This is a genomic window from Pseudomonas tolaasii NCPPB 2192 (assembly GCF_002813445.1).
GTDB classification, from domain to species: Bacteria; Pseudomonadota; Gammaproteobacteria; order Pseudomonadales; family Pseudomonadaceae; genus Aquipseudomonas; species Aquipseudomonas tolaasii.
Window position 1 is genome coordinate 3,864,283 of the sequence record NZ_PHHD01000001.1, and the last position, 24,469, is coordinate 3,888,751.

Annotated in this window: 27 protein-coding genes and 1 tRNA gene; 21 read left to right on the forward strand and 7 right to left on the reverse strand. The window is 58.8% G+C overall.

Annotated elements, in window-relative coordinates; all coding sequences use genetic code 11:
* Positions 1–160 precede the first annotated feature (160 nt).
* Entirely contained in the window at positions 161–355 is a 195-nt protein-coding gene (gene csrA, locus ATI14_RS17965) for a carbon storage regulator CsrA (protein WP_003192511.1), read from the reverse strand.
* Positions 356–617: 262 nt separating this feature from the next.
* Here csrA and ATI14_RS17970 point away from each other — a divergent pair, with 262 nt between their 5' ends.
* Positions 618–983, forward strand: a complete 366-nt coding sequence (locus ATI14_RS17970) for a hypothetical protein (RefSeq protein ID WP_016970983.1) — start codon at positions 618–620, stop codon at positions 981–983.
* A gap of 30 nt (positions 984–1,013) precedes the next feature.
* Here the strand turns inward: ATI14_RS17970 and ATI14_RS17975 are convergent, their stop codons facing one another.
* From ATI14_RS17975 to ATI14_RS17985, 3 genes are all read right to left on the reverse strand, one after another.
* A complete protein-coding gene (locus ATI14_RS17975; protein ID WP_016970984.1) occupies positions 1,014–1,703 on the reverse strand; it encodes an endonuclease in 690 nt (229 codons plus the stop codon).
* A 4-nt stretch (positions 1,704–1,707) separates the two neighbouring features.
* A complete protein-coding gene (locus tag ATI14_RS17980; protein ID WP_020372586.1) occupies positions 1,708–1,959 on the reverse strand; it encodes a DUF1654 domain-containing protein in 252 nt (83 codons plus the stop codon).
* Between the two features lie 189 nt (positions 1,960–2,148).
* Entirely contained in the window at positions 2,149–3,237 is a 1,089-nt protein-coding gene (locus ATI14_RS17985; protein WP_016970986.1) for an asparaginase, read from the reverse strand.
* Positions 3,238–3,730: 493 nt separating this feature from the next.
* On the opposite strand from ATI14_RS17985, the gene ATI14_RS17990 reads away from it, so the two are divergent.
* The 7 genes from ATI14_RS17990 to ATI14_RS18020 are packed head-to-tail and all read left to right on the forward strand — an operon-like array spanning position 3,731 to position 10,698.
* Positions 3,731–4,690: a sugar ABC transporter substrate-binding protein gene (locus ATI14_RS17990; protein WP_016970987.1), complete on the forward strand. Its 960-nt coding sequence runs from the start codon at positions 3,731–3,733 to the stop codon at positions 4,688–4,690.
* A 57-nt stretch (positions 4,691–4,747) separates the two neighbouring features.
* Positions 4,748–6,301, forward strand: coding sequence for a sugar ABC transporter ATP-binding protein (locus tag ATI14_RS17995; RefSeq protein ID WP_016970988.1), 1,554 nt, complete (start codon positions 4,748–4,750; stop codon positions 6,299–6,301).
* On the forward strand, positions 6,298–7,275 hold the full coding sequence (locus tag ATI14_RS18000) for an ABC transporter permease (RefSeq protein ID WP_016970989.1): 978 nt from the start codon (positions 6,298–6,300) through the stop codon (positions 7,273–7,275). The genes ATI14_RS17995 and ATI14_RS18000 overlap by 4 nt, the downstream gene beginning before the upstream one ends.
* Before the next feature lie 3 nt (positions 7,276–7,278).
* Positions 7,279–8,301: a LacI family DNA-binding transcriptional regulator gene (locus tag ATI14_RS18005; protein ID WP_016970990.1), complete on the forward strand. Its 1,023-nt coding sequence runs from the start codon at positions 7,279–7,281 to the stop codon at positions 8,299–8,301.
* Positions 8,302–8,324: 23 nt separating this feature from the next.
* Complete coding sequence (rbsK, locus tag ATI14_RS18010) at positions 8,325–9,242, forward strand: ribokinase (protein WP_016970991.1); 918 nt, start codon at positions 8,325–8,327, stop codon at positions 9,240–9,242.
* Complete coding sequence (gene rbsD / locus ATI14_RS18015) at positions 9,239–9,643, forward strand: D-ribose pyranase (protein ID WP_016970992.1); 405 nt, start codon at positions 9,239–9,241, stop codon at positions 9,641–9,643. Before rbsK ends, rbsD begins: the two co-directional genes overlap by 4 nt.
* 26 nt (positions 9,644–9,669) lie before the next feature.
* Complete coding sequence (locus ATI14_RS18020) at positions 9,670–10,698, forward strand: nucleoside hydrolase (protein ID WP_016970993.1); 1,029 nt, start codon at positions 9,670–9,672, stop codon at positions 10,696–10,698.
* Between the two features lie 33 nt (positions 10,699–10,731).
* On the opposite strand, the gene ATI14_RS18025 is transcribed toward ATI14_RS18020, so the two are convergent.
* Positions 10,732–10,944, reverse strand: a complete 213-nt coding sequence (locus ATI14_RS18025; protein ID WP_015884938.1) for a hypothetical protein — start codon at positions 10,942–10,944, stop codon at positions 10,732–10,734.
* 155 nt (positions 10,945–11,099) lie between these two features.
* Between ATI14_RS18025 and ATI14_RS18030 the strand changes: the two genes are divergently transcribed.
* Together ATI14_RS18030 and ATI14_RS18035 are read left to right on the forward strand one after the other, a co-directional pair.
* Entirely contained in the window at positions 11,100–11,408 is a 309-nt protein-coding gene (locus ATI14_RS18030; protein ID WP_016970994.1) for a hypothetical protein, read from the forward strand.
* Between the two features lie 143 nt (positions 11,409–11,551).
* Positions 11,552–11,872 carry an I78 family peptidase inhibitor gene (locus ATI14_RS18035; protein WP_016970995.1) on the forward strand — a complete coding sequence of 107 codons (321 nt, stop codon included), beginning with the start codon at positions 11,552–11,554 and terminating at the stop codon, positions 11,870–11,872.
* Between the two features lie 73 nt (positions 11,873–11,945).
* Here the strand turns inward: ATI14_RS18035 and ATI14_RS18040 are convergent, their stop codons facing one another.
* Complete coding sequence (locus tag ATI14_RS18040) at positions 11,946–12,158, reverse strand: cold-shock protein (protein ID WP_003234260.1); 213 nt, start codon at positions 12,156–12,158, stop codon at positions 11,946–11,948.
* Positions 12,159–12,447: 289 nt separating this feature from the next.
* Positions 12,448–12,762 (reverse strand): hypothetical protein, encoded by a 315-nt coding sequence (locus tag ATI14_RS18045; protein WP_016970996.1) that lies wholly within the window; start codon positions 12,760–12,762, stop codon positions 12,448–12,450.
* A gap of 366 nt (positions 12,763–13,128) precedes the next feature.
* Between ATI14_RS18045 and thrS the strand changes: the two genes are divergently transcribed.
* From thrS to ATI14_RS18100, 11 genes are all read left to right on the forward strand, one after another.
* Positions 13,129–15,051 (forward strand): threonine--tRNA ligase, encoded by a 1,923-nt coding sequence (gene thrS / locus ATI14_RS18050; protein ID WP_080520336.1) that lies wholly within the window; start codon positions 13,129–13,131, stop codon positions 15,049–15,051.
* Positions 15,051–15,602, forward strand: a complete 552-nt coding sequence (gene infC, locus ATI14_RS18055) for a translation initiation factor IF-3 (RefSeq protein ID WP_169850653.1) — start codon at positions 15,051–15,053, stop codon at positions 15,600–15,602. Before thrS ends, infC begins: the two co-directional genes overlap by 1 nt.
* A 60-nt stretch (positions 15,603–15,662) precedes the next feature.
* Positions 15,663–15,857, forward strand: a complete 195-nt coding sequence (gene rpmI, locus ATI14_RS18060; RefSeq protein ID WP_002553160.1) for a 50S ribosomal protein L35 — start codon at positions 15,663–15,665, stop codon at positions 15,855–15,857.
* A gap of 30 nt (positions 15,858–15,887) precedes the next feature.
* Entirely contained in the window at positions 15,888–16,244 is a 357-nt protein-coding gene (gene rplT, locus ATI14_RS18065) for a 50S ribosomal protein L20 (protein WP_007913489.1), read from the forward strand.
* 109 nt (positions 16,245–16,353) lie between these two features.
* A complete protein-coding gene (gene pheS, locus ATI14_RS18070) occupies positions 16,354–17,370 on the forward strand; it encodes a phenylalanine--tRNA ligase subunit alpha (protein ID WP_010209123.1) in 1,017 nt (338 codons plus the stop codon).
* A gap of 27 nt (positions 17,371–17,397) precedes the next feature.
* Positions 17,398–19,776 (forward strand): phenylalanine--tRNA ligase subunit beta, encoded by a 2,379-nt coding sequence (pheT, locus tag ATI14_RS18075; RefSeq protein WP_016970998.1) that lies wholly within the window; start codon positions 17,398–17,400, stop codon positions 19,774–19,776.
* 3 nt (positions 19,777–19,779) lie between these two features.
* Positions 19,780–20,082, forward strand: coding sequence for an integration host factor subunit alpha (ihfA, locus tag ATI14_RS18080; protein WP_002553164.1), 303 nt, complete (start codon positions 19,780–19,782; stop codon positions 20,080–20,082).
* Positions 20,063–20,419 (forward strand): MerR family transcriptional regulator, encoded by a 357-nt coding sequence (locus ATI14_RS18085; protein ID WP_010209127.1) that lies wholly within the window; start codon positions 20,063–20,065, stop codon positions 20,417–20,419. Before ihfA ends, ATI14_RS18085 begins: the two co-directional genes overlap by 20 nt.
* Positions 20,420–20,509: 90 nt before the next feature.
* Positions 20,510–20,586: transfer RNA gene (locus tag ATI14_RS18090), tRNA-Pro, on the forward strand.
* A gap of 391 nt (positions 20,587–20,977) precedes the next feature.
* Positions 20,978–23,383, forward strand: a complete 2,406-nt coding sequence (locus ATI14_RS18095; RefSeq protein ID WP_016970999.1) for a TonB-dependent receptor — start codon at positions 20,978–20,980, stop codon at positions 23,381–23,383.
* A gap of 170 nt (positions 23,384–23,553) precedes the next feature.
* Positions 23,554–24,468: a Fe(3+) dicitrate ABC transporter substrate-binding protein gene (locus ATI14_RS18100; protein WP_016971000.1), complete on the forward strand. Its 915-nt coding sequence runs from the start codon at positions 23,554–23,556 to the stop codon at positions 24,466–24,468.
* The last annotated feature ends 1 nt before the right edge of the window (position 24,469 follow it).

Sequence of the window (24,469 nt, forward strand, 5' to 3'; positions counted from 1 at the left end):
GCAAAATCACATTCAGGAGGTTCGGCTACTAATTTTGTAACAAGTTCCAGGCATTTACGCAGTTTCATCTTGAAGCAACGCCAAAGACGAGCCGCGTGCGCAAACAGAGGGTCTTCGCCAGCCGTTACCGTGAACGAAAGGGCTGGCTACTGAGCGTGCTTCAAGGCGTCTGGTTTTTGTCCGGAGCAGTCAGGCCTGCCTGGATGCGCTGATAAATCTCCTCGCGATGCACGGCAACATCCTTGGGTGCATTGATGCCGATTCGTACTTGCTGGCCGCTGACGCCCAGGATGGTGATCGTGATGTCATCACCGATGTTTATGCTTTCACCGACTTTGCGGGTGAGTATAAGCATGGACTTCTCCTTGATTACTTTTAAGGACACATGTTTCAGACAGGGCAGGTGTCGGATGTGTGTAGCTTACTGCTAAGCGCTTCCCTGTGACTGCCTCTTTTAGGACGCATAGAGGCGACATTAATTCCCATGGCGGCATCATACAGGTCTGCGATACATCATTCGCATTGTTTAAGCCAATGTTTATGACGGCCAGAATAGACAGTGAATGATAAAGTTGCCTCTTTATCCTCAAAGGAGCAGGGCAGTGCGTAAAGTAGCGATGGCAATTGCGGTGTTGGCATTGGCCGGTTGCGGTGAAGGAAAAAGCGTGGATACCCCCAGAGCCAAGCCTTCCGTGACTGAGAGCCAGCCGCAAACCGGAGCGATTGCCGCCCAGGAATGGGACGTGTGGGTTGGCCCGCCCGACCACAAGTTGCAGGCGATCACCGACCTGACTGCCTGGTTGCTTGAGCATGGTTTCAATTTTTACATTGCCAGGATCGACGGCAAGGACGAGGTGTTTCTGGGGCCGTTCGCCAGCAAGGCAGAAGCCGAAGCCAAGCAAGCGCTGTTGAACGAGAAAATGGCGCGCGCCAAGAAAAATGACACCGTCTCACAGGTCGTCGAGCACAAGGCTGCGCAGTAGAGGCCGATCGGGCGGGTTTCCCGCCCGCTTTCAACTGCAGGCTTTCAGGTTTACCGGGCCGACAAATTCATTACCGCGCCCCATCACGCAAGCCACGGTTTGGTTGCGCTGACGCTCCCACGCCTGCACCGGATAGGTCTTGTTCCAGGCTTCATACAGTTGGCGGTCCTGTTTGGACAGGCGCAAGCCATATTGTTTGCTCATGTAAAAGTACGTGCGGGCGATCATCCCGCGAATTGACGGGCGGGGCATGACCTTTTTGGCCTTGAAGTCCACCTGCGTCAAACATGAACCATACTGCCCACGCTGTGCCGGCAGCCAACCAAAACTGAAGTTGTTACGGTCGCCATTGACCTCGCCGATACTGGGTACGAGGTTATGCAGGTCGGCCTCGGCGCGTTTGAATACTTCATCACGGCGCGTGCAGTTCTTGCGCCCGCCGTCCTGCCAGCATTGGCGTTGATGCCCGATCTGCCAGGCCGGGACGATGTGTTCCCATTCGATGCGTGCGGCGCGGCTGGCATTTTTACGCGGAACGTAGCCACAGGCCTTCAAATCCACACGGTTTCCCGTGTATTTGCAGCCACAATAGAATTCGGTGGATTGCGGCGCGTAAAGTTTCCAGGCGACTTTCTTGGCCTCGCTGAAGGTGCGAGGCGCCTGGGCATTGGCGGTGACAACAAAAAGCAGGCAAAACACAGCGGTAACGCGGGCAATCATTCAATCAATCTTCCTTTGGTACGACCCAGAAAATCTGCACGCCACCATCATCGCGGTAGGCGAGAGTAACGTTGTCGTTCTCGGCAATTTCTTCCAGCAAGCGCGCCCATTCATCTTCGGGCTCATCCGGTAGACGAAAGATCAAAGCCGCTTTGGCCTTCTGGGCGTTCGTCGAGTTGATAATCTTCTGCACGCGAAGGGCGAGGCGTTCGTAAGCATCAGGGGGGGTGAGTGTTGCGGAAGAAGACTTTGCCACGGAGTATTCCTTGATTTGCTGTATGTGCATACAGTATTTAACTGTGGGCAGTTTCGCAACTACTTAACGTTCAAGTAGTTCGTCTGACAGCATTCAAGGCTTTTTGACGTAGGAAGCGGATGTTTTATAGAGGGGCTGCGAAGAAAGTAGAGGCGGGTAAACCCGCCTCTATGCAACGATTACCAGGAATCAGTATTCCCAGAACATCCGTTGCAGCTCTTTGCTGTCCTGGGTTTTGGTCAGGGCGACCATCGCCAGGATCCGCGCTTTCTGCGGGTTCAAATCGTGTGCGGCAACCCAGTCGTACTTGTCGTCAGGCTGTTCGGCGTTGCGCAGTACGAAACCGCCAGCGTTCACGTGGGAAGAACGAATGATCTGCACGCCTTGCTTGCGCAGTTCCTGCAGGGCGGGAACGACCTTGGACGACACCGAGCCATTGCCGGTGCCGGCATGGATGATGGCTTTGGCGCCAGCCTGGGCCAGGGCTTTGACGGCGGTGTCGCTCACGTTGCCGTAGCCGTAGGCGATTTCAACATCGGGCAGGCTCTTGATGTTCTTGATGTCGAACTCGGAATCCATGGTGTGGCGCTTGGCAGGCAGGCGGAACCAGTAGGATTTGCCTTCAACCACCATGCCCAGTGGGCCCCAAGGGCTTTTGAACGCTTCGGTCTTGATGTTGATCATCTTGCTGACGTCACGGCCCGACTGGATCTCGTCGTTCATGGTCACCAGCACGCCTTTGCCGCGTGCGTCTTTGCTGCCTGCGACGGCCACGGCGTTGTACAGGTTGAGCATGCCGTCAGCCGACATCGCGGTACCTGGGCGCATGGAGCCGACGACCACAATTGGCTTGTCGGTTTTTTCCACCAGGTTCAGGAAGTAAGCGGTTTCTTCCAGAGTGTCGGTGCCGTGGGTGATCACGATGCCGTCCACGTCCTTGCTGTCGGCCAGCTCGGCCACGCGGCGGCCCAGTTGCAGCAGGTTTTCGTTGTTGATGCTTTCGGAGGCGATTTGCAGCACTTGCTCGCCGCGTACGTTGGCGATCTGGCTGAGCTCGGGCACGCCGGCGATCAATTGTTCGATGCCGACTTTCGCGGCCTGGTAGGTGGCACTGTTGGCGGCGCTGGCACCGGCGCCGGCAATGGTGCCGCCGGTGGCAAGAATCACCACATTGGAGAGCTTGGTCTTGGTTTCAACTTCCTTTGCCTGGGCGGCAACGGGGAACAGCAGCAGGAGGGCGAGGGCGCCCGGAACAAAGGATTTCAGTGCAGATTTCATTATTTTTCTCTCTGGTTTTTGATGAGTGCGGTAGCAGGTTCATCTAGAACACCCGGGCGGTTCTGAATGCCACGAGGTGCTGAGAAAGAGCAGGATTTGTACCAAGCTGATTGTGTTTGCTTTTTTTAATTAACTTATTGATTTCAAACAATTTAAATCGATTTTTTGGTTTGTCTCCATCAGCCTCTGTCCGGCATTCCGAACAGGCGGTGGTCTTGCGTTCGGTTGGCCGAAAACTATGATGGAATATTGAAGCTTCACGTATGACGAGAGGTTCGCCGCCTGTCGTTTTAGAGAACGCTCGGGCGTAGGCGATGTTTAATCGTTTCAGCGGATTTGTGTGATCGCAGAGGCAGACGGGCGTAGATGAAAGACGATTTTCTTCCGTTGACAAATCCCCGCAACGTTCTCATAGTTTGAACAACGCAAACGTTTGCGAGATGTTTCACAGCGCGAGCGTTGCTCACAATAATCATAAGATCGGAGTGAACCCATGAAGCTGCCATTCGCCGGACGTCTACTTGCTGTCGCTGTGCTTGCCGCCGCATCCGCTGCCCTGCCTCTCTCCTCTGCTTTTGCCGATGACGCTGCCGCCAAACCCAAGGTCGGCCTGGTCATGAAATCCCTCGCCAACGAATTCTTCGTCACCATGCAAGACGGTGCCAAGACGTACCAGAAAGAACACGCCGCCGATTTCGACATGATCACCAACGGGATCAAGAACGAAACCGACACCAGTGCGCAAATCGACATCGTCAACCAGATGATCCTCGCCAAGGTCAACGCCATCGTGATCGCGCCGGCCGACTCCAAGGCGCTGGTTACCGTGCTGAAGAAAGCTGCCGATAAAGGCATCAAGGTGGTCAACATCGACAACCGTCTTGATGTGGACGTGCTGAAAAGCAAATCCCTGGATATCCCGTTCGTGGGGCCGGACAACCGCAAAGGCGCTCGCCTGGTGGGTGAAGAACTCGCCAAGCACCTCACCAAAGGCGATGAGGTTGCCATCATCGAAGGCGTGTCCACCACCACCAACGCTCAGCAACGCACCGCAGGCTTCAAGGATGCGATGGACGCTGCCGGCATGAAAATCGTGTCCACCCAGTCCGGTGAGTGGGAAATCGACAAGGGCAACGCGATCGCCGCCGCCATGCTGCAGGCCAACCCGAACATCAAGGCCCTGCTGGCCGGCAACGACAACATGGCGCTGGGCGCTGTCTCCGCCGTGCGTGGCGCAGGCAAGGCCGGCAAAGTCCTCGTGGTGGGTTACGACAACATCGAGGCCATCAAGCCCATGCTGCAGGACGGCCGCGTACTCGCCACCGCCGACCAGGCTGCGGCCCAGCAAGCGGTGTTCGGTATCCAGAACGCACTGAAGCTGGTCAAGGGTGAAAAAGTCGACGCGGTTGACGGCATGATCGAAACCCCGGTCGAACTCGTCCTCAAGAAGTAATCCTGGCTGCACCCAACAGCGTCCGCTCGTCCTGAGCGGGCGCCTGGAGATTTTCCTATGTCATCTTCCGCCCCGAACGCTGTCCTCTCGGTCAGCGGTATCGGCAAGACCTATGCCCAACCGGTTCTGTCCGACATCACCCTGACGCTCAATCGCGGCGAGGTGCTGGCGCTGACCGGCGAGAACGGCGCAGGTAAAAGCACGTTGTCGAAGATTATCGGCGGGCTGGTCACGCCGACCACCGGGCACATGCAGTTCAACGGCCAGGATTACCGTCCGGGCAGCCGCACCCAGGCCGAAGGGCTGGGCGTGCGCATGGTCATGCAGGAACTCAACCTGTTGCCGACCCTGACCGTGGCCGAAAACCTGTTCCTGGATAACCTGCCCAGCCATGGCGGCTGGATCAGCCGCAAGCAACTGCGCAAAGCCGCGATCGAGGCCATGGCCCAGGTCGGCCTCGACGCCATCGACCCGGACACCCTCGTCGGCAGCCTGGGCATCGGTCACCAACAGATGGTCGAAATCGCCCGTAACCTGATCGGCGACTGCCATGTACTGATCCTCGATGAGCCCACGGCCATGCTCACGGCCCGTGAAGTCGAGATGCTGTTTGAGCAAATCACCCGCTTGCAGGCCCGGGGCGTGGCGATCATTTATATTTCCCACCGGCTCGAAGAGTTGGCCCGTGTCGCCCAGCGCATTGCGGTACTGCGCGACGGCAAGCTGGTCTGCGTCGAGCCGATGGCCAACTACAACAGCGAGCAACTGGTCACCCTGATGGTCGGTCGCGAGCTGGGTGAGCACATCGATCTGGGCCCGCGCACCATCGGCGGCCCCGCCCTGACGGTGAAAGGGTTGACCCGCGCAGACAAGGTTCGGGATGTTTCCTTTGAAGTGCGCGCCGGCGAGATCTACGGCATCTCCGGCCTGATTGGCGCCGGCCGCACTGAACTGCTGCGCCTGATCTTCGGCGCCGACCTTGCCGACAGCGGCACTGTGGCGCTCGGTTCGCCCGCTCAAGTGGTGAGCATCCGCTCGCCCGTCGACGCGGTGGGCCATGGCATTGCCTTGATCACCGAAGACCGCAAGGGCGAAGGCCTGCTGCTGACCCAATCCATCAGCGCCAACATTGCCTTGGGCAACATGCCGAAAATCTCTGGCGGCGGCGTGGTCAACAGCCGCGACGAAACTGCCTTGGCCAAGCGCCAGGTGGATGCCATGCGTATCCGCAGCTCCAGCCCGGCCCAGCTCGTTTCCGAGCTCTCGGGCGGCAACCAGCAGAAAGTCGTGATCGGCCGCTGGCTGGAGCGCGACTGCGCGGTGATGTTGTTCGACGAGCCCACCCGCGGCATCGACGTGGGAGCCAAGTTCGATATTTATGCCTTGCTCGGCGAACTGACTCGCCAGGGCAAAGCGCTGGTGGTGGTGTCCAGTGACCTGCGCGAGCTGATGCTGATCTGCGATCGCATCGGTGTGTTGTCCGCCGGGCGCCTGATCGAGACCTTCGAGCGCGACAGCTGGACCCAGGACGAACTGCTCGCCGCCGCGTTTGCCGGCTATCAAAAACGTGATGCGCTGCTCAACGACGCACTGCTTAGGGAAACCCCATGAAAACCACACATTCCCCCGGTAAAACCGGCGGCAACTTCTACGGTCTGGGCACTTATCTGGGCTTGGCCGGTGCCTTGCTCGCGATGATCGCGTTGTTCTCTGTATTGAGCGATCATTTCCTGTCTTACGACACCTTCAGCACCCTGGCCAACCAGATCCCCGACCTGATGGTGCTGGCGGTGGGCATGACCTTCATCCTGATCATCGGCGGTATCGACCTGTCGGTAGGCTCGGTGCTGGCCCTGGCGGCGTCGGCCGTCAGCGTGGCGATTCTGGGCTGGGGCTGGAGCGTCTTGCCGGCCGCTTTGCTTGGCATGGGCTGTGCGGCCCTGGCCGGTACCGTCACCGGTTCGATCACCGTGGCCTGGCGCATCCCGTCGTTCATCGTATCCCTGGGTGTGCTGGAAATGGCACGCGGTGTGGCGTACCAGATGACCGGCTCGCGCACCGCCTATATCGGTGACTCGTTCGCCTGGCTGTCCAACCCGGTGGCCTTTGGTATTTCGCCGTCTTTCATCATTGCGTTGCTGGTGATCATCGCCGCGCAGTTGGTGTTGACCCGCACGGTATTTGGTCGTTACCTGATCGGCATCGGCACCAACGAAGAGGCTGTGCGCCTGGCCGGGATCAACCCCAAGCCCTACAAAATTCTGGTGTTCAGCCTGATGGGCCTGCTGGCCGGTGTGGCGGCGCTGTTCCAGATTTCACGTCTGGAAGCGGCGGACCCGAATGCCGGATCCGGCCTGGAGTTGCAGGTCATCGCTGCGGTCGTCATCGGCGGTACTAGCCTGATGGGCGGGCGCGGTTCGGTGATCAGCACGTTCTTTGGCGTATTGATTATTTCGGTACTGGCCGCCGGCCTTGCGCAGATCGGTGCCACGGAGCCCACCAAACGCATCATTACCGGTGCGGTGATTGTGATCGCCGTGGTCCTCGACACTTACCGCAGCCAGCGCGCCAGTCGGCGGGGCTGAATCATGGCAACGATCAAGGATGTGGCGGCGCTTGCGGGTATTTCCTACACCACCGTGTCCCATGTGGTGAACAAGACGCGCCCGGTCAGCGAGCCTGTGCGGATCAAGGTCGAGGCGGCTATCAAGCAACTGGACTATGTGCCGAGTGCGGTGGCGCGCTCGCTCAAGGCCAAGACCACCGCGACCATTGGCCTGCTGGTGCCCAACAGCCTCAACCCGTATTTCGCGGAACTGGCGCGCGGCATTGAGGATTACTGCGAGCGTAACGGCTACTGCGTGATCCTGTGCAACTCCGACGACAATGCTGAAAAGCAGCGCAACTATTTGCGCGTGCTGCTGGAGAAGCGCATCGACGGCTTGATCGTGACCTCAGTAGGCGGCGACGACAGCGGCCTCGCCGCCGGCCTGAGTGCGGTGCGCACGCCCATGGTGATCGTCGACCGGGCGCTGGACGGCATTGATGTCGACCTGGTGCGCATTGACCACGAAGAGGGCGCTTACCTCGCAACCCGGCATTTGCTGGAGCTGGGCCATCGGGATATCGCCTGCATCGGCGGCCCGGGCCACACCCGGGTGGCGCAAATGCGTCTGGCGGGCTACCACCGCGCGCTGCGTGAGGCGGGTGTGGAAGTGGATGCCGCGCGTACCCGCGAAAGCGACTTCACCAGTACCGGTGGTTATGCCGCTGCTGTGCAGTTGCTGGCGAACAACCCGCCCAGTGCGATTTTCGCCAGCAACGACATGATTGGTTTCGGCGTGTTGCGCGCCGCCGCAGAGCGCAATATCCGCGTGCCGGGCGAGCTGTCGGTGATCGGTTTTGATGACATTCAAATGGGCCGCTACGTGTACCCCGCACTGACCACGGTCGGGCAATCGATCGTGCAATTGGGCGAGACGGCGGCCGAGCTTTTATTGCAAAGAATTGCGACACCCCAACTGCCGATCGATCAGCGCATCGTGACGCCGAGCATCGTATTGCGTGAATCCACGGCGCCGTTTGCCGGTGTGTTCGCCCAGTACCGCTGAACCGAATTGATGAGTACTGATGTATGCCAGCAAAAGTAGTGGTAATAGGCAGCTTGAACATGGACCTGGTCACCCGCGCCAGCCGCTTGCCGCGTGCCGGTGAAACCCTGATCGGCCAGACGTTCTCCACCGTCCCGGGCGGCAAGGGTGCCAACCAGGCGGTGGCGTCGGCTCGACTTGGCGCTGAGGTGTCGATGATCGGCTGCGTCGGCACCGACGCCTACGGCGCTCAACTGCGCGATGCGCTGCTGGTTGAAGGCATTGATTGTCAGGCCGTCGGCACCGTGGACGGTTCCAGCGGCGTGGCGCTGATTGTGGTGGATGACAGCAGTCAAAACGCAATTGTGATCGTGGCCGGCAGCAACGGAGCGCTGACGCCTGCGTCGTTGCACACAGCTGACGCGGTCATGCAGGCGGCTGACGTGATCGTCTGCCAACTGGAAGTACCGATGGACACGGTGGGTCATGCCCTCAAGCGTGGTCGCGAACTCGGCAAGACCGTCATCCTGAACCCGGCGCCGGTCAGTGGGCCTTTGCCGGCCGAGTGGTACGCCTCGGTCGATTACCTGATCCCCAATGAAAGCGAAGCCACGGCCTTGAGCGGCGTGACGGTCGACTCTCTCGACAGCGCCAAAGCCGCCGCAACCGAACTGATCAAGGCAGGCGCAGGCAAGGTCATCATCACCCTGGGGTCCCAGGGCGCGTTATTCGCCGACGGCAGCAGCTTTGAACACCTGGCAGCGCCCAAGGTCCAGGCAGTGGACACCACGGCAGCCGGTGACACCTTTGTCGGCGGCTTTGCCGCGGCGCTCGCCAATGGCAAAAGCGAGGCCGAGGCGATCCGCTTTGGCCAGGTTGCGGCGGCGCTGTCGGTGACCCGTGCCGGTGCGCAACCCTCTATTCCTATGCTGCACGACGTTCAAGGTTTTGTGCCCTCATGAAAAAGACACCTCTGCTTAATATCGCCCTGTCGCGCGTGATCGCCTCTCTGGGGCACGGTGACATTCTTGTGATTGGTGATGCCGGCCTGCCCGTACCGCCGGGCGTCGAATTGATCGACCTGGCGTTGACCCAGGGCATTCCGGATTTCATCAGCACCCTGCGCATTGTGCTCAGCGAAATGCAGGTAGAAAGCCATGTGCTGGCCGAAGAAATCCTGCTCAAGCAGCCGCTCGCGTTGACCGAGCTCAATACCCTGACTGAACAGGCCGCGCTGGGTGAGCGCCGCCTCGTCAGCCATGAAGCATTCAAGCAATTGAGCCGCAGCGCTCGCGCCGTCGTTCGCACGGGCGAATGCCAACCTTATTGCAATATCGCGCTGGTCTCCGGCGTTACGTTCTAGCGTTTCCCTATGACAAGGAGTGTTTCATGCAACGTGGTCTTCCATCCCTGAAAAACCTGTTTCGGAGTGTCCTGCTTTTGTCCGCACTCACTGCAGCCAACGCCCATGCGGCGGAGAAAATCGACCTGATCATCGACACCGATCCGGGTGCCGATGACGTGGTGGCCTTGCTGTTTGCCATGGCGTCTCCGGAGGAGTTGAGTATTCGTGCGCTGACCACCGTTGCCGGCAACGTGCGCCTGGACAAAACCTCCCGCAATGCGCGCCTGGCGCGCGAGTGGGCAGGGCGCGAAGACATTCCGGTGTACGCAGGGGCCCCGGCGCCGCTGCTGCGCAAGCCGATCTACGCCGAGAACATTCACGGCAAGGAAGGCATTTCCGGGGTGACGGTGCATGAGCCGAAAAAAGGCCTGGCCGAAGGCAATGCCGTTGATTACCTGATCAAGACCCTGAGCACTGCCAAGCCACACAGCATCACCATCGCCATGCTCGGCCCGCAAACCAACCTGGCCCTGGCGCTGACCCAGGCCCCGGAAATTACCCAAGGCATCAAGGAAGTGGTGGTGATGGGCGGGGCGCACTTCAACGGCGGCAATATCACGCCGGTGGCGGAATTCAACCTGTTTGCCGACCCGGTGGCGGCGGAGATTGTGCTCAAAAGCGGCGTGAAACTGACCTATCTGCCGCTGGACGTGACCCATAAGGTCCTGACCAGCGATGCTCGCCTGAAGAAGATCGCCGATCTGAACAACAATGCGAGCAAGGTTGTCAGCAGTATTCTCAATGAATACGTCAAAGGCGACATGGAGCACTACGGTATTCCGGGCGGCCCTGTACATGACGCCACGGTGGTTGCCTATCTGCTCAAGCCCGAGCTGTTTACCGGCCGTGAAGTCAACGTGGTGGTGGACAGTCGCGAAGGCCCGACCTTCGGCCAGACCATCGTCGATTGGTACGATGGCCTCAAACAGCCGAAGAACGCATTCTGGGTGGAGAACGGCAACGCTCAGGGCTTCTTCGATCTGCTGACCGAGCGCCTGGCGCGCCTGAAGTAACGTGTTGACCGGTCGGCGCTCGCCGGCCGGGTCTTATTCGCGCTCGGGGTTGTGTGCCCCCATATGGTCGGCCGGGTATTTTTCGAATATCTGGCCGATAAACGCCTGCGCAGCCTGTGTGCCCAATTCCTTGACCAGCAGGTCGATACCGATGATTGCCAGCTCCTCCGGGCTTCCGGGGCTGTAGGAACTTTGTCCTTGAGGCCACTTGGCTTTGATGTCGGCTTGCAGGGTTACGGTGGTCATGGGTGTCTCGCGAGCTGGAAATACGGGGCAATGCGCTAAAACGCGGCTTTTACCCGGCCAGTTAACCATTTTGCGCGGCGTTTGGCACTGCGACTTAGGCATGAGGAGGGGGCTGTGCGACACTGTGCCCCTGTCCAATTGCCGGGAAACACCGCGTGCAGATCGATTTGAACAACCCCGAAAACCTCACCCTGTCTGCCGTGCGCCAACTGATCGCCAGCGCCAGCGACGACGAGCACGCTCAACTGAGAGTCAGCAAGGCGGGTATTGCCTATCTTTCCTCGGGTCGAATCGTCGGTGGTGTGGATATCGACGGGCTGCTGTTTCGCCTGGAAACCTGGGCCAAGGGGTCTGGCTACGTCGGTAACGTCGCAGCGAGCGATGAGGTCTGGGTGACGCAGATTTTCAATGCCCTGAAACAGAACTGGCCCAAGCCCTCGTCCGACTACATCGATATCTACTGAATGCGTTCATATCTGGTCACGATTGACCGGGCGAAGGCGGGACGAGAGTCAGGCAGACTTGCCCGGCGCGGTTTACGTCTTGAAACCAATCCGTCATACCGCTGTCGCACGATCTCTGTCCATTTTTTATCATAGGAGGCTTCATGCCTTGGAAGCTCGCATCATTCGGTACTTTGTTGGCAGCACTCGCGTTGGCGGGTTGCAGCACCCCGGGTGCCTCTGAGCCAGGCAAAGACGCCGCTGCGGCAGATGCCGGTCATAGCCGCTGTGAGTCGAAAGCCGCCGAATTCACCATCGGCCAGAAGGCGTCGCCCCAGCTGCTGGAGCAGGCGCGTAGCCGTGCCGGCGCCCAGAACGCACGCATTCTCAAGCCGAACGATATGATTACCCTGGAATATCGTTCCGACCGTTTGAACCTGAACACCGATGAAAACCTGGTGATCACGCGCGTCAATTGCGGTTAAGTCTTTCAAGGCTTTTGCAGCGCCCATAAAAAACCCCGTCACATGGACGGGGTTTTTTTAGCTCAGCGGAGAATTACTCGCCGCGAACCTGTGCAGCTTGCATACCCTTTTGGCCTTTCTCAGCCACGAAGGAAACGGTTTGGCCTTCTTTCAGGCTTTTGAAACCGTCGCTTTCGATAGCTTTGAAGTGTACGAACAGGTCGTCACCGCCACCTTGAGGAGTGATGAAGCCGAAGCCTTTTTCATCGTTGAACCATTTAACGGTGCCGGTTTGGCGATTAGACATGGTGTATCTCCAAGAAACATATATTTTCAGTAGTGCTGTGCTGCTCAGGCCAACTGGGCACACCGGGCTATCATAGTCGAAATGTTCGGCTTGGGAGCCCCCCCAAGGCATTGTTTGCTAATCAATAGCGTTGCGTTTAATGCCTTGATCGGCTGTAAGCCCCGATCTACGGGGCTTTGGCGCAAAATACCAACAGTTAAAAAAAGCCGTAAAACCTGCGTAATTTGTGAGAAATGGCAGTTTTCAGGCTGTTTTTTCAGCGAAATGCGCGCCTGAATCCAGCTCAATCTTACTTTTTCTTCACGACCTTGCAGGACGAAATAGCCGCGACAGCTTTGTTTTTAAGCTCCGGGCTGGCGTTCGGGTTGGTCATGAGTTCTTTGATTTCTGCGGTGCTCAATTCGGCATTGATTTTGTCGGCGCCACATTCGCAATGGTCTTTGGCGGTTTTAGCGTCTACGTTCTGGCTGGCGGCTGCGCTGCAGTCGCTGACGAAACTGTCGCGGGCGCCCGCTGGCCAGTTCGACGGGGCGGCGGCCTGGGCACCGAAAGACAGGAAAGCCAGGGAAGCTGCGATGGCGAGGGTCGAGGTAAAACGCATCATGTGGATGCTCCTTTGGGTCGAGGACGAACGGCGATTCTCGATGGGTTTGAGGCCTGGCGTACAGCTCAAGTTCACTTTTGGCGCTATAGACGCAGGAATTTGTATTTCGCAAGGCGGTGTCGGCGCGATGACCGTTCATCTGTGCTAGCATCCTTCGCTTGGCTATTTCCAGGCGTGCCCATTGCCGCCTTGCCATGTTCTTTTTAGATCACTCCAGTCACTCTGGTTCGATTATCGGTTGGCCGAAAGGCTCCTGCCGCTGTAAGGCAGGCGTTCATCACTGAACGGCCTGGTATTGGATCTTGTACTGGCTCATCCCAACCCACGTGACCTTTGGTAGGGGTCACCACTAGGAGAGGAGGCGCCATGCCAACTATTACTCTTCCCGACGGCAGTCAACGTTCATTCGATCATTCGGTTTCCGTAGCCGAAGTCGCCGCATCCATCGGCGCAGGCCTGGCCAAAGCCATGGTGGCCGGCAAGGTCGACGGCAAGCTGGTTGACGCCAGCGACCTGATCACCGGCGATGCCAGCCTGCAAATCATCACGCCAAAGGATCAAGAGGGGCTCGAGATCATTCGCCACTCTTGCGCGCACTTGATTGGCCACGCGGTCAAGCAACTGTATCCGACCGCGAAAATGGTGATCGGCCCGGTCATTGACGAAGGCTTCTATTACGATATCGCCTACGAGCGTCCTTTCACGCCGGACGACCTGGCCGCTATCGAAGCGCGCATGCATCAGTTGATCGAAAAAGATTACGACGTGATCAAGAAAGTCACGCCGCGCGCTGAAGTGATCGATGTGTTCACCGCTCGCGGGGAAGACTATAAGTTGCGTCTGGTGGAAGACATGCCGGACGAACAGGCCATGGGCCTGTACTACCACGAAGAATACGTCGACATGTGCCGTGGCCCGCACGTGCCTAACACGCGTTTCCTCAAGTCGTTCAAGCTGACCAAGCTGTCGGGTGCCTACTGGCGCGGCGACGCAAAGAACGAGCAACTGCAACGGATCTACGGTACCGCCTGGGCTGACAAGAAGCAGCTGGCCGCCTACATCCAGCGCATCGAAGAAGCTGAAAAACGCGACCACCGTAAAATCGGCAAGCGCCTGAACCTGTTTCACCTCCAGGAAGAAGCGCCGGGCATGGTGTTCTGGCACCCGAACGGTTGGACCCTGTACCAGGTGCTTGAGCAATACATGCGCAAGGTTCAGCGTGACAACGGCTATCTGGAAATCAAGACGCCGCAAGTCGTTGATCGCAGCCTGTGGGAGAAATCCGGACACTGGGCCAACTACGCCGACAATATGTTCACCACGCAGTCGGAAAACCGCGACTACGCCATCAAGCCAATGAACTGCCCGTGCCACGTGCAGGTGTTCAACCAGGGCCTGAAGAGTTACCGCGAGTTGCCGATGCGCCTGGCCGAGTTCGGTGCCTGCCACCGCAACGAGCCATCGGGTGCGCTGCACGGCATCATGCGCGTGCGTGGCTTCACCCAGGACGACGCCCACATCTTCTGCACTGAGGAGCAGATGCAGGAAGAGTCCGCCGCCTTTATCAAGCTGACCATGGATGTTTATCGCGATTTCGGCTTTACCGAAGTCGAAATGAAGCTGTCCACTCGTCCGGAAAAACGCGTGGGTTCCGATGAGTTGTGGGATCGCGCTGAATCTGCACTGGCCGCCGCGCTTGACAGTGCGGGCCTTGCGTACGATCTGCAGCCGGGGGAGGGGGCTTTTTACGGTCCGAAGATCGAGTTCTCGCTGAAAGATTGCCTTGGCCGCGTCTGGCAGTGTGGTACCCTGCAGCTCGATTTTAACCTGCCGATTCGTCTGGGCGCCGAATATGTGTCCGAAGACAACAGCCGCAAACACCCGGTAATGCTGCACCGGGCGATCCTCGGCTCGTTCGAACGGTTCGTCGGGATCCTGATCGAGCACTACGAGGGTGCATTCCCTGCGTGGCTGGCGCCGACCCAGGCAGTGATCATGAATATCACTGATAAACAGGCAGATTTTGCCGCTGAAGTTGAAAAAACTCTCAACGAAAGCGGGTTTCGTGCCAAGTCCGACTTGAGAAATGAAAAGATCGGCTTTAAAATCCGCGAGCATACTTTGCTCAAGGTTCCCTATCTTTTGGTTATCGGAGATCGGGAAGTCGAGATGCAGACTGTCGCTGTGCGTACTCGTGAAGGTGCTGACCTGGGCTCGATGCCCGTCGCCCAGTTCGCTGAGTTCCTCGCGCAAGCGGTTTCCCGGCGTGGTCGCCCAGATTCGGAGTAATTATTATTAAGCGTGAAATGAGACAAGATAAACGAGCTGCACCGAAAGCCCCGATCAACGAGAATATCTCGGCACGCGAGGTTCGGTTAATTGGCGCTGACGGCGAGCAGATTGGCATCGTCTCGATTGATGAAGCGCTTCGTATCGCTGAAGAGTCCAAACTGGACCTGGTGGAAATCTCCGCCGACGCAGTCCCGCCTGTTTGCCGGGTGATGGACTACGGCAAGTCGATCTTCGAAAAGAAGAAGCAGATTGCTGCGGCGAAGAAGAACCAGAAGCAGATTCAAGTAAAAGAAATCAAGTTTCGTCCAGGGACGGAGGAAGGGGATTACCAGGTAAAACTGCGCAACCTGGTACGTTTCCTGAGTGATGGGGACAGGGCCAAGGTATCCTTGCGATTCCGCGGCCGTGAGATGGCCCACCAGGAGCTGGGGATGGAACTCCTCAAGCGGGTTGAAGCTGACCTGCTCGAGTACGGTTCGGTCGAACAGCATCCTAAGATGGAAGGACGCCAGCTTATTATGGTCATCGCCCCGAAAAAGAAGAAGTAATCAACAGGGCACGGCAGGCCTTCTGATTATGTTTATCAACTGAATGCGGAGTATCCGAACATGCCAAAGATGAAGACTAAAAGTGGTGCTGCTAAGCGGTTTCTGAAAACTGCTAACGGTATCAAGCACAAGCACGCTTTCAAGAGCCACATCCTGACCAAAATGTCGACCAAGCGTAAGCGTCAACTGCGCGGTAGCAGCTTGCTGCATCCGTCTGACGTGGCAAAAGTCGAGCGCATGCTGCGCCTTCGTTAATTTTTGGATCAAGAATAGAGGAAGTAACTCATGGCTCGTGTAAAGCGTGGCGTCATTGCCCGTAAACGTCACAAAAAAATTCTGAAACTTGCTAAAGGCTACTACGGCGCGCGTTCACGCGTATTCCGTGTTGCCAAGCAAGCGGTAATCAAGGCAGGCCAATACGCCTACCGTGACCGTCGTCAGAAAAAACGTCAGTTCCGCGCTCTGTGGATCGCTCGTATCAATGCTGGTGCACGTGTTAACGGTCTGTCCTACAGCCGTTTCATCGCCGGCCTGAAAAAAGCGTCCATCGAGATCGACCGTAAGGTTCTGGCTGATCTGGCAGTGAACGAAAAAGCGGTGTTTGCCGCGATTGTCGAGAAAGCTAAAGCCACCTTGGCTTAAGTACCCCCGACAGTCATTCCGGGTTGCTCGCGCAGCCCAGGGTGGTAAACGTCATAAATAGGGGAAGAGCCTTCAAGCTCTTCCCCTATTTTGTATCTGGAGTCTGTACATGGAAAACCTGGACGCGCTCGTCGCCCAAGCCCTTGAGGCTGTGCAAAGCGCTGAAGATGTAAATGCCCTGGAGCAAATCCGGGTTCACTACCTTGGCAAAAAAGGTGAATTGACTCAGGTGATGAAGACCCTGGGGAATTTGCCGGCTGAAGAGCGTCCGCAAGTCGGTGCGCTGATCAACGTCGCCAAGGAGCGTGTCACAGAGGTTCTCAATGCGCGCAAAGCGACGATGGAGGAGGCCGATCTAGCGGCCAAACTCGCCGCCGAGTCGATTGACGTGACCTTGCCTGGCCGTGGCCAGGCGTCGGGCGGTCTGCACCCGATTACCCGGACTCTGGAACGTATCGAACAGTTCTTCACCCATATCGGCTACGGCATTGCCGAGGGCCCTGAGGTCGAAGACGACTATCACAACTTTGAGGCGCTCAACATCCCAGGCCACCACCCGGCCCGGTCGATGCACGACACCTTCTATTTCAACGCGAACATGCTGTTGCGCACCCATACCTCACCGGTACAGGTCCGCACCATGGAAGCGAACAAGCCGCCGATCCGCATCGTCTGCCCAGGCCGTGTGTACCGCAGCGACTCCGATATCACCCACTCGCCGATGTTCCACCAGGTCGAAGGCCTGCTGGTTGATCGCGACATCAATTTCGCCGACCTCAAAGGCACCATCGAAGAATTCCTGCGGGTGTTCTTCGAGAAGGAGCTGGCGGTGCGTTTCCGCCCATCGTTCTTCCCGTTCACCGAGCCATCCGCTGAAGTCGACATGGAATGCGTGATGTGCAGCGGCAAAGGCTGCCGCGTCTGCAAGCAGACCGGCTGGCTGGAAGTGATGGGCTGCGGCATGGTTCACCCTAACGTGCTGCGCATGTCCGGGATCGACCCGGAAGAGTTCTCGGGCTTTGCCTTCGGCATGGGCGTTGAGCGTCTGGCCATGCTGCGTTACGGCGTGAACGACTTGCGTCTGTTCTTCGACAACGACTTGCGGTTCCTCGCGCAATTTCGCTAAGTCGTAACGAATCTTTAGGAGAGCAGGATGAAATTCAGTGAACAATGGCTGCGTGGCTGGGTAAGCCCGCAGGTAGGTCGCGACGAGCTGGTTGCCCGTCTGTCCATGGCCGGTCTTGAGGTCGATAGCGTTACCCCGGCCGCTGGTGTTTTCAGTGGTGTGGTCGTGGGCGAGGTGCTGAGCACCGAGCAGCACCCCGATGCCGACAAGTTGCGTGTGTGCCAGGTCAGCAATGGCGCGGAAACCTTCCAGGTCGTGTGCGGAGCGCCCAACGTGCGCCCGGGCCTGAAAATCCCGTTCGCCATGATCGGTGCCGAGCTGCCGGGCGACTTCAAGATCAAGAAAGCCAAGCTGCGTGGCGTTGAATCCAACGGCATGCTGTGCTCCCAGGCAGAGCTGCAAGTGGGCGAGGGCAACGATGGCCTGATGGAACTGCCGGCCGACGCGCCAGTGGGCCAGGACATCCGCGTTTACCTGGAACTGGAAGATGCCAGCATCGAGGTCGACCTGACCCCGAACCGTGGCGACTGCCTGTCCCTGGCTGGCCTGGCCCGTGAAGTCGGCGCGTTGTACAACGCCCCGGTCACCCGCCCGGTCGTTGCCGCCGTGCCTGCGGTACACGATGAAGTGCGCCCGATTGAAGTGCTGGCGCCGAACGCCTGCCCGCGTTACCTGGGTCGTGTGATCCGTAACGTCGACCTGTCCAGGCCAACCCCGCTGTGGATGGTTGAGCGCCTGCGTCGCGCCGACGTGCGTAGCATCGATGCGGCCGTCGACATCACCAACTACGTGATGCTGGAACTGGGTCAGCCGCTGCACGCTTTCGATCTCGCCGAAATCAACGGCGGTATCCGCGTGCGTATGGCCGAAGAGGGTGAGAAGCTGGTATTGCTCGACGGTCAGGAAGTCAGCCTGCGCGCCGACACTCTGGTCATTGCCGACCATTCCCGCGCCCTGGCGATTGCCGGCGTGATGGGTGGCGAGCACAGCGGTGTATCCGCGACCACTCGCGATGTGTTCCTTGAGAGCGCATTCTTCGACCAGATCGCCATCGCTGGCAAAGCCCGTTCCTATGGCCTGCACACCGACGCTTCGCACCGCTACGAGCGTGGCGTGGACTGGAAGCTGGCCCGTGAAGCCATGGAGCGCGCCACTGGCCTGCTGCTGGAAATCACCGGTGGCGAAGCCGGTCCGATCACCGAAACGGTTAACGAGCATTTCCTGCCGTCCGTTGCTCCGATCACCTTGCGCGCCAAGAGCGTTGAGCAAATGCTCGGCCTGGTGATCGAGCCTGCTGAAATCGAGCAACTGTTGTCCGCTCTCGGCCTGGGTATCACCGCCGACGGGGAAGGGCAGTGGCACGTTGAAGTGCCAAGCCATCGTTTCGATATCAGCCTGGAAGTCGACCTGATCGAAGAGCTGGCCCGTTTGTATGGCTACAACCGCTTGCCGGTTCGTTACCCGCAAGCGCGACTGGCGCCGCAACCCAAGGCTGAGGCGCGTGCGCACCTGCCGGAACTGCGTCGCCTGCTGGTTGCTCGCGGTTATCAGGAAGCGGTGACCTACAGCTTCATTGATCCTAAGCAGTTCGAACTGTTCAATCCGGGCGTCGAGCCGCTGTTGCTGGCCAACCCGATCTCCAATGACATGGCTGCGATGCGTTCGACGCTGTGGCCAGGCCTGGTCAAGGCGCTGTCCCACAACCTGAACCGTCAGCAAGACCGCGTGCGCATGTTCGAAAGCGGACTGCGTTTTGTCGGCCAACTGGACGGCTTGAAGCAAGAGCCGATGCTGGCCGGTGTGGTGTGCGGCAGCCGTCTGCCGGAAGGCTGGGCGCAGGGCCGCGATGCGGTGGACTTCTTCGACGTCAAGGCTGACGTGGAAGCGGTATTGGGCTTTGCCGGTGCACTGGATGACTTCACTTTCCTGCCAGGCAGCCACCCGGCTCTGCACCCGGGCCAGACCGCGCGCATCGAGCGTGAAGGTCGTCTGGTTGGTTTCGTCGGCGCCATTCACCCCGAACTGTCGAAAACCCTCGGTCTCGACCGTCCGGTCTTCGTGTTTGAGCTGGTCCTGGCTGAAGTCGCATCGGGCAAAATGCCTAAATTCAGCGAGTTGTCGCGCTTCCCTGAAGTGCGTCGTGACCTCGCGCTGATTGCCGACCGTGAAGTCGCCGCCACTGCCGTTCTGGATGTAATCCGTGAAAATGCAGGGGAATGGCTGACAGACCTCAGGCTATTTGACGTCTATCAGGGTAAAGGCATTGATCCGCATAGAAAAAGCCTTGCAGTTGGCTTGACCTGGCAGCATCCATCGCGCACTCTTAATGACGATGAGGTGAATACCACGACACAAAATATCCTCACCTCGCTCGAACAAAGGTTGAACGCCACGTTAAGGAAGTGACGTATGGGGGCTTTGACGAAAGCTGAGATGGCGGAACGTCTGTACGAAGAGTTGGGTCTGAACAAGCGCGAGGCCAAGGAATTGGTCGAGCTGTTCTTTGAAGAAATTCGGCACGCTCTGGAAGACAACGAGCAGGTCAAATTGTCAGGTTTCGGCAATTTTGACCTGCGGGACAAACGCCAGCGGCCTGGCCGCAATCCAAAAACGGGAGAAGAAATCCCGATCACGGCTCGCCGTGTGGTCACCTTTCGTCCAGGGCAGAAATTGAAGGCCCGAGTTGAGGCTTATGCTGGAACCAAGTCATAACGACGAGCTACCCGTCATTCCGGGCAAACGCTACTTCACCATTGGTGAAGTCAGCGAGCTCTGTGCGGTAAAACCGCACGTGCTGCGCTACTGGGAGCAGGAGTTTCCTCAACTCAACCCCGTCAAACGCACCGGGAACCGTCGGTATTATCAGCGCCAGGATGTGCTGATGATCCGGCAGATCCGCGCGTTGCTGTACGACCAGGGGTTCACCATCAGCGGCGCGCGCCAGCGCATGTCCGGTGATGAAGCCAAAGACGACACCACCCAATACAAGCAAATGATCCGCCAGATGATCGCCGAGCTTGAAGATGTGCTGGTGGTTTTGAAAAAGTGATTCCTGCTTTTAAAATACTTCCACATTTCAAAAGCTTGCGGTATATTCCGGTTCGCTTCGTCAAGAAGCGAACCCAGTAACACGCCTAGTCGGGGCGTAGCGCAGTCCGGTAGCGCACTAGCATGGGGTGCTAGGGGTCGAGTGTTCGAATCACTCCGTCCCGACCATATTTTCGATAAAGCCCAGCCTGAAAAGGCTGGGCTTTTTCATGCCCGTGAAAAAATGGCTAACCCGCATAAAACACCCATGTCTGCAGTTCGATACCTCGTGTTGGCGGCGCATCCGGCGCAGTGTTCGGATCATCAAACGCCTTAGGTGCACTCACTTTTGCCACGCCACGCAGCGAGTTAAGTGCGAGTTGAGTCTGATGGGTTCCCATAAGCCACCTCCAGCACGCTTGCTTGAACGGCCGCAGATCCTGCCCCCGGCGAGGAACAAGAACATCGACAACCAAGGTTATGCTCGCAGCCTTGATCGAAAGAAATTGGCGAAAGCCTGTCCCCTTTTTTCACCTGGCCTGTCATTTCAGGCACGTGAACAAATTGAGAGCTTCCTCCAATGCCTGCAGCCCCACCCTTGCGCCTGCGTCCCTTGCTCAACCTGAGCCTGTTGTTGAGCCTCAGTACCAGCCCGTTATTCATTGCTGTCAGCTATGCCGAAGACAGCTCCGTGCGCCGCACCTACCAAGTACCCGCCGGCAGTTTGAGTGCGGCGTTGACCCGCTTTGCCGGGTTGGCCGGTGTCAATCTGTCGGTAGACCCGGCGCTCGTCAGCGGGCGTAGCAGCACAGGGTTGTCGGGTGAATACGGGGTGGAGGAGGGTTTCTTGCGTTTGCTTCAGGGCTCCGGCCTGCAAGTGCAGCCGATGGGAGAGCAGGCGTATCAGGTGGTGCCCGTGCCGCAGGGCGGTAGTGTGCAGCTGGCGCCGACGTCTATTCTCGGCGCGGCGGATGTGTCCAATGCTGACGCCTACGCCGGAGGGCAGGTGGCGCGGCGCGGCTCCCAGAGCCTGTTGGGTGCGCGGGATTTCATGGAGACTCCGTTCAGCATGACCACCTACACCCAGGAGGCCGTGAAGAATCAGCAGGCGCGCACCCTCGGCGACCTGATCGCCAGCGACCCATCGGTGCGCGCCACCAACCCGGCCGGTGGGCGTTATGAGCAGTTCACCATTCGCGGTTTCAGCCTGTTCAACAGCGATGTGGCCTACAACGGGCTGTACGGCGTGTTGCCTACATACACCATCGACATGGAAATGGCCGACCGCGTCGATGTCCTCAAAGGCCCGAGCCAATTGATCAACGGCATCTCGCCGCGCGGCAGCGTGGGCGGCGGCATTAACGTGGTGCCCAAACGCGCCACCGATCAAGACATTACTTCGTTGACCGGTACCTGGGCATCCGGCAGCCAGGCGGGTGGTGCGGTGGATGTGGGGCGGCGTTTTGGCGAGGACAACAAATTCGGTATCCGCTTCAACGGCGTGAAACAGTCCGGCGACACCGAATGGGACCACCAGACCGTCGACCGTGAAATGGCGGTATTGGGCCTGGACTTTCGTGGCGAGCGCCTGCGCCTTTCCAGCGATATCGGCCACACCGAGCGCGATACCGATGCCCCTCAGGAACGCGTGCAGGTCGGCGCCAACGCCAGGGTGCCGAGCGCCACTGACGTGCACCGCAACTACGCGCAGCCCTGGAGCAAGGCCAGCACTCGCGATACCTTCGGCACCGTCAACGGCGAGTTCGACCTCAGTGACAGCGTGATGCTGTACGGCGGCGTGGGCGCACGTAAAAGCAACCACGACTTCTTGCGGCACGCCGTGGCCGTCACTAATGACGCCGGGGATTTCAGCGTACAGCCAAGGGATTTCACCCGCGATGAAAACGTGCGCACCGCCACCGCGGGTGTACGCAGCTGGTTCCATACCGGGCCGGTCAGCCATGAGCTCAACCTCGCGGCCAGCTATTTCTATATGGATTTTGAAAACGGCGGCGCCCGTTACGCCGCCGCGCCGAGCAACCTGTACAACCCGGTGCAAACCCCGGCGCCATCCCGTCCAACGCGTCTGGACGCCAGGGTCTACACCGAAAACCGCTTCAGTGGCGTGGCGCTGTCCGACACCCTGGGTTTCTTAGACGACCGCTTGCTGCTCACCCTCGGCGCACGCTGGCAGCGCGTGAAGGTGGATGACTGGGCTGACGACGTCAAAGGCGACACCGCTTACGACGAAGAAAAACTCTCACCCTCGGGCGGCATCCTGTTCAAGGCCACCGACAAGCTGTCGCTGTATGCCAACTACATGGAAGGCCTGAGCCAGGGCAAGATCGCGCCGTCCACCTCGGTCAACGAAGACGAAATCTTCCCGCCCTTCATCAGCCGCCAGGTTGAAGTCGGCGCCAAATACGATGCAGGCGCCTTTGCCGTGACGGCCGCCGTGTTCCGCATCAAACAGCCGGCTTATGAAACCAACGCCACCACCCGCGTATTCGGCCCCAATGGCAAGCGCCGGAACGACGGAGTGGAGCTCAGCGTGTTCGGCGAGCCGTTGAAGGGTTTCCGGCTGCTTGGCGGGGTGATGTACATCGACAGTGAACTGACGAATACCACCAATGGCACTTTTGATGGCAACCGTGCGCCGGCCACCCCCAAATACAACATCAACCTCGGCGCCGAATGGGATGTGCCGACCGTGCAAGGCCTGACCCTGTCCAGCCGGGGCATTTATTCCAGCTCGCAGTACCTTGACCAGTCCAACGTCAAGCAAATCGATGCCTGGAACCACATCGACGTCGGCGCGCGTTATGCCTTCAAGGTGGATGAAAAACAGGTCACGTTGCGCGCGAATGTGGAGAACGTCGCCGATAAGCGCTACTGGAGCTCGGCGGGAGCCTCCGATGACAGCGAGCCGGGGCTGACGCTGTCGACACCGCGTACCTACCTGTTGTCGGCCACGGTTGATTTCTAATCGCTGATCCTGATGTGTGCCGGCTCCCACAAAAAGCCCGCCCAATGCCCGGTGGGGTGGCGCCAATGAGAATGTTTTTTGATTGCAGCGCGCCGATATGGAATAGTACCCGCCGTTTTCCCCGGCCTGTCTAGCCGGGGTGTTTCAACGCCGAGGTACTTTCCATGCGAATGCTGCGCTTCATCCCGACCCTTGCCGCCGGCCTCCTGGCGTTGTCCTCCAGCCTATCAAGCGCCGCTCCCATCGACCTCAATGACGGCCAGCACGCCGTGCACTTACCCGACGCGCCCAAGCGCGTGGTGGTGCTGGAATTCTCCTTTCTCGACAGCCTGGCGGCCGTCGATGTGACGCCTGTAGGCGCCGCCGACGATGGCGACGCCAACCGCGTGCTGCCGCGTGTGCGCAAGGCTATCGGCCGGTGGAAATCCGTCGGCTTGCGCTCGCAACCGAGCATCGAGGAGATCGCCCGACTCAAGCCGGATTTGATCGTTGCCGACCTCAACCGCCATCAGGCGCTTTACAGCGATTTGGCGAGCATCGCGCCGACGCTGTTGCTGCCGTCGCGCGGTGAAGACTATGAGGGCAGCCTCAAATCCGCCGAACTGATCGGCAAAGCCTTGGGTAAAAGCCCGTTGATGGAAACGCGCATCGCGCAGAACCGCGAACACTTGCAAGCGATCGCCAGGCAGATTCCTGCCGGTGCCAGCGTATTGTTTGGCGTGGCGCGTGAGGACAGCTTCTCCGTACATGGCCCTGATTCCTACGCCGGCAGCGTGTTGCAAGCCATCGGCCTGAAAGTCCCGTCGGTGCGGACCAACGCCGCCCCCACCGAGTTCGTCAGCCTGGAGCAACTGCTCGCGCTGGACCCGGGTTGGTTGCTGGTCGGGCATTACCGTCGCCCGAGCATCGTCGACACCTGGAGCAAGCAGCCGCTGTGGCAGGTGCTGGGAGCGGTGCACAACCAGCATGTGGCCGAAGTGGACGGCGACAGTTGGGCGCGCAACCGTGGAGTGCTGGCCTCTGAGCAAATTGCCGAAGATGCCCTGGCCATCCTCAAAGGCGGCAAAGCCGTACTGAGCCAATAAG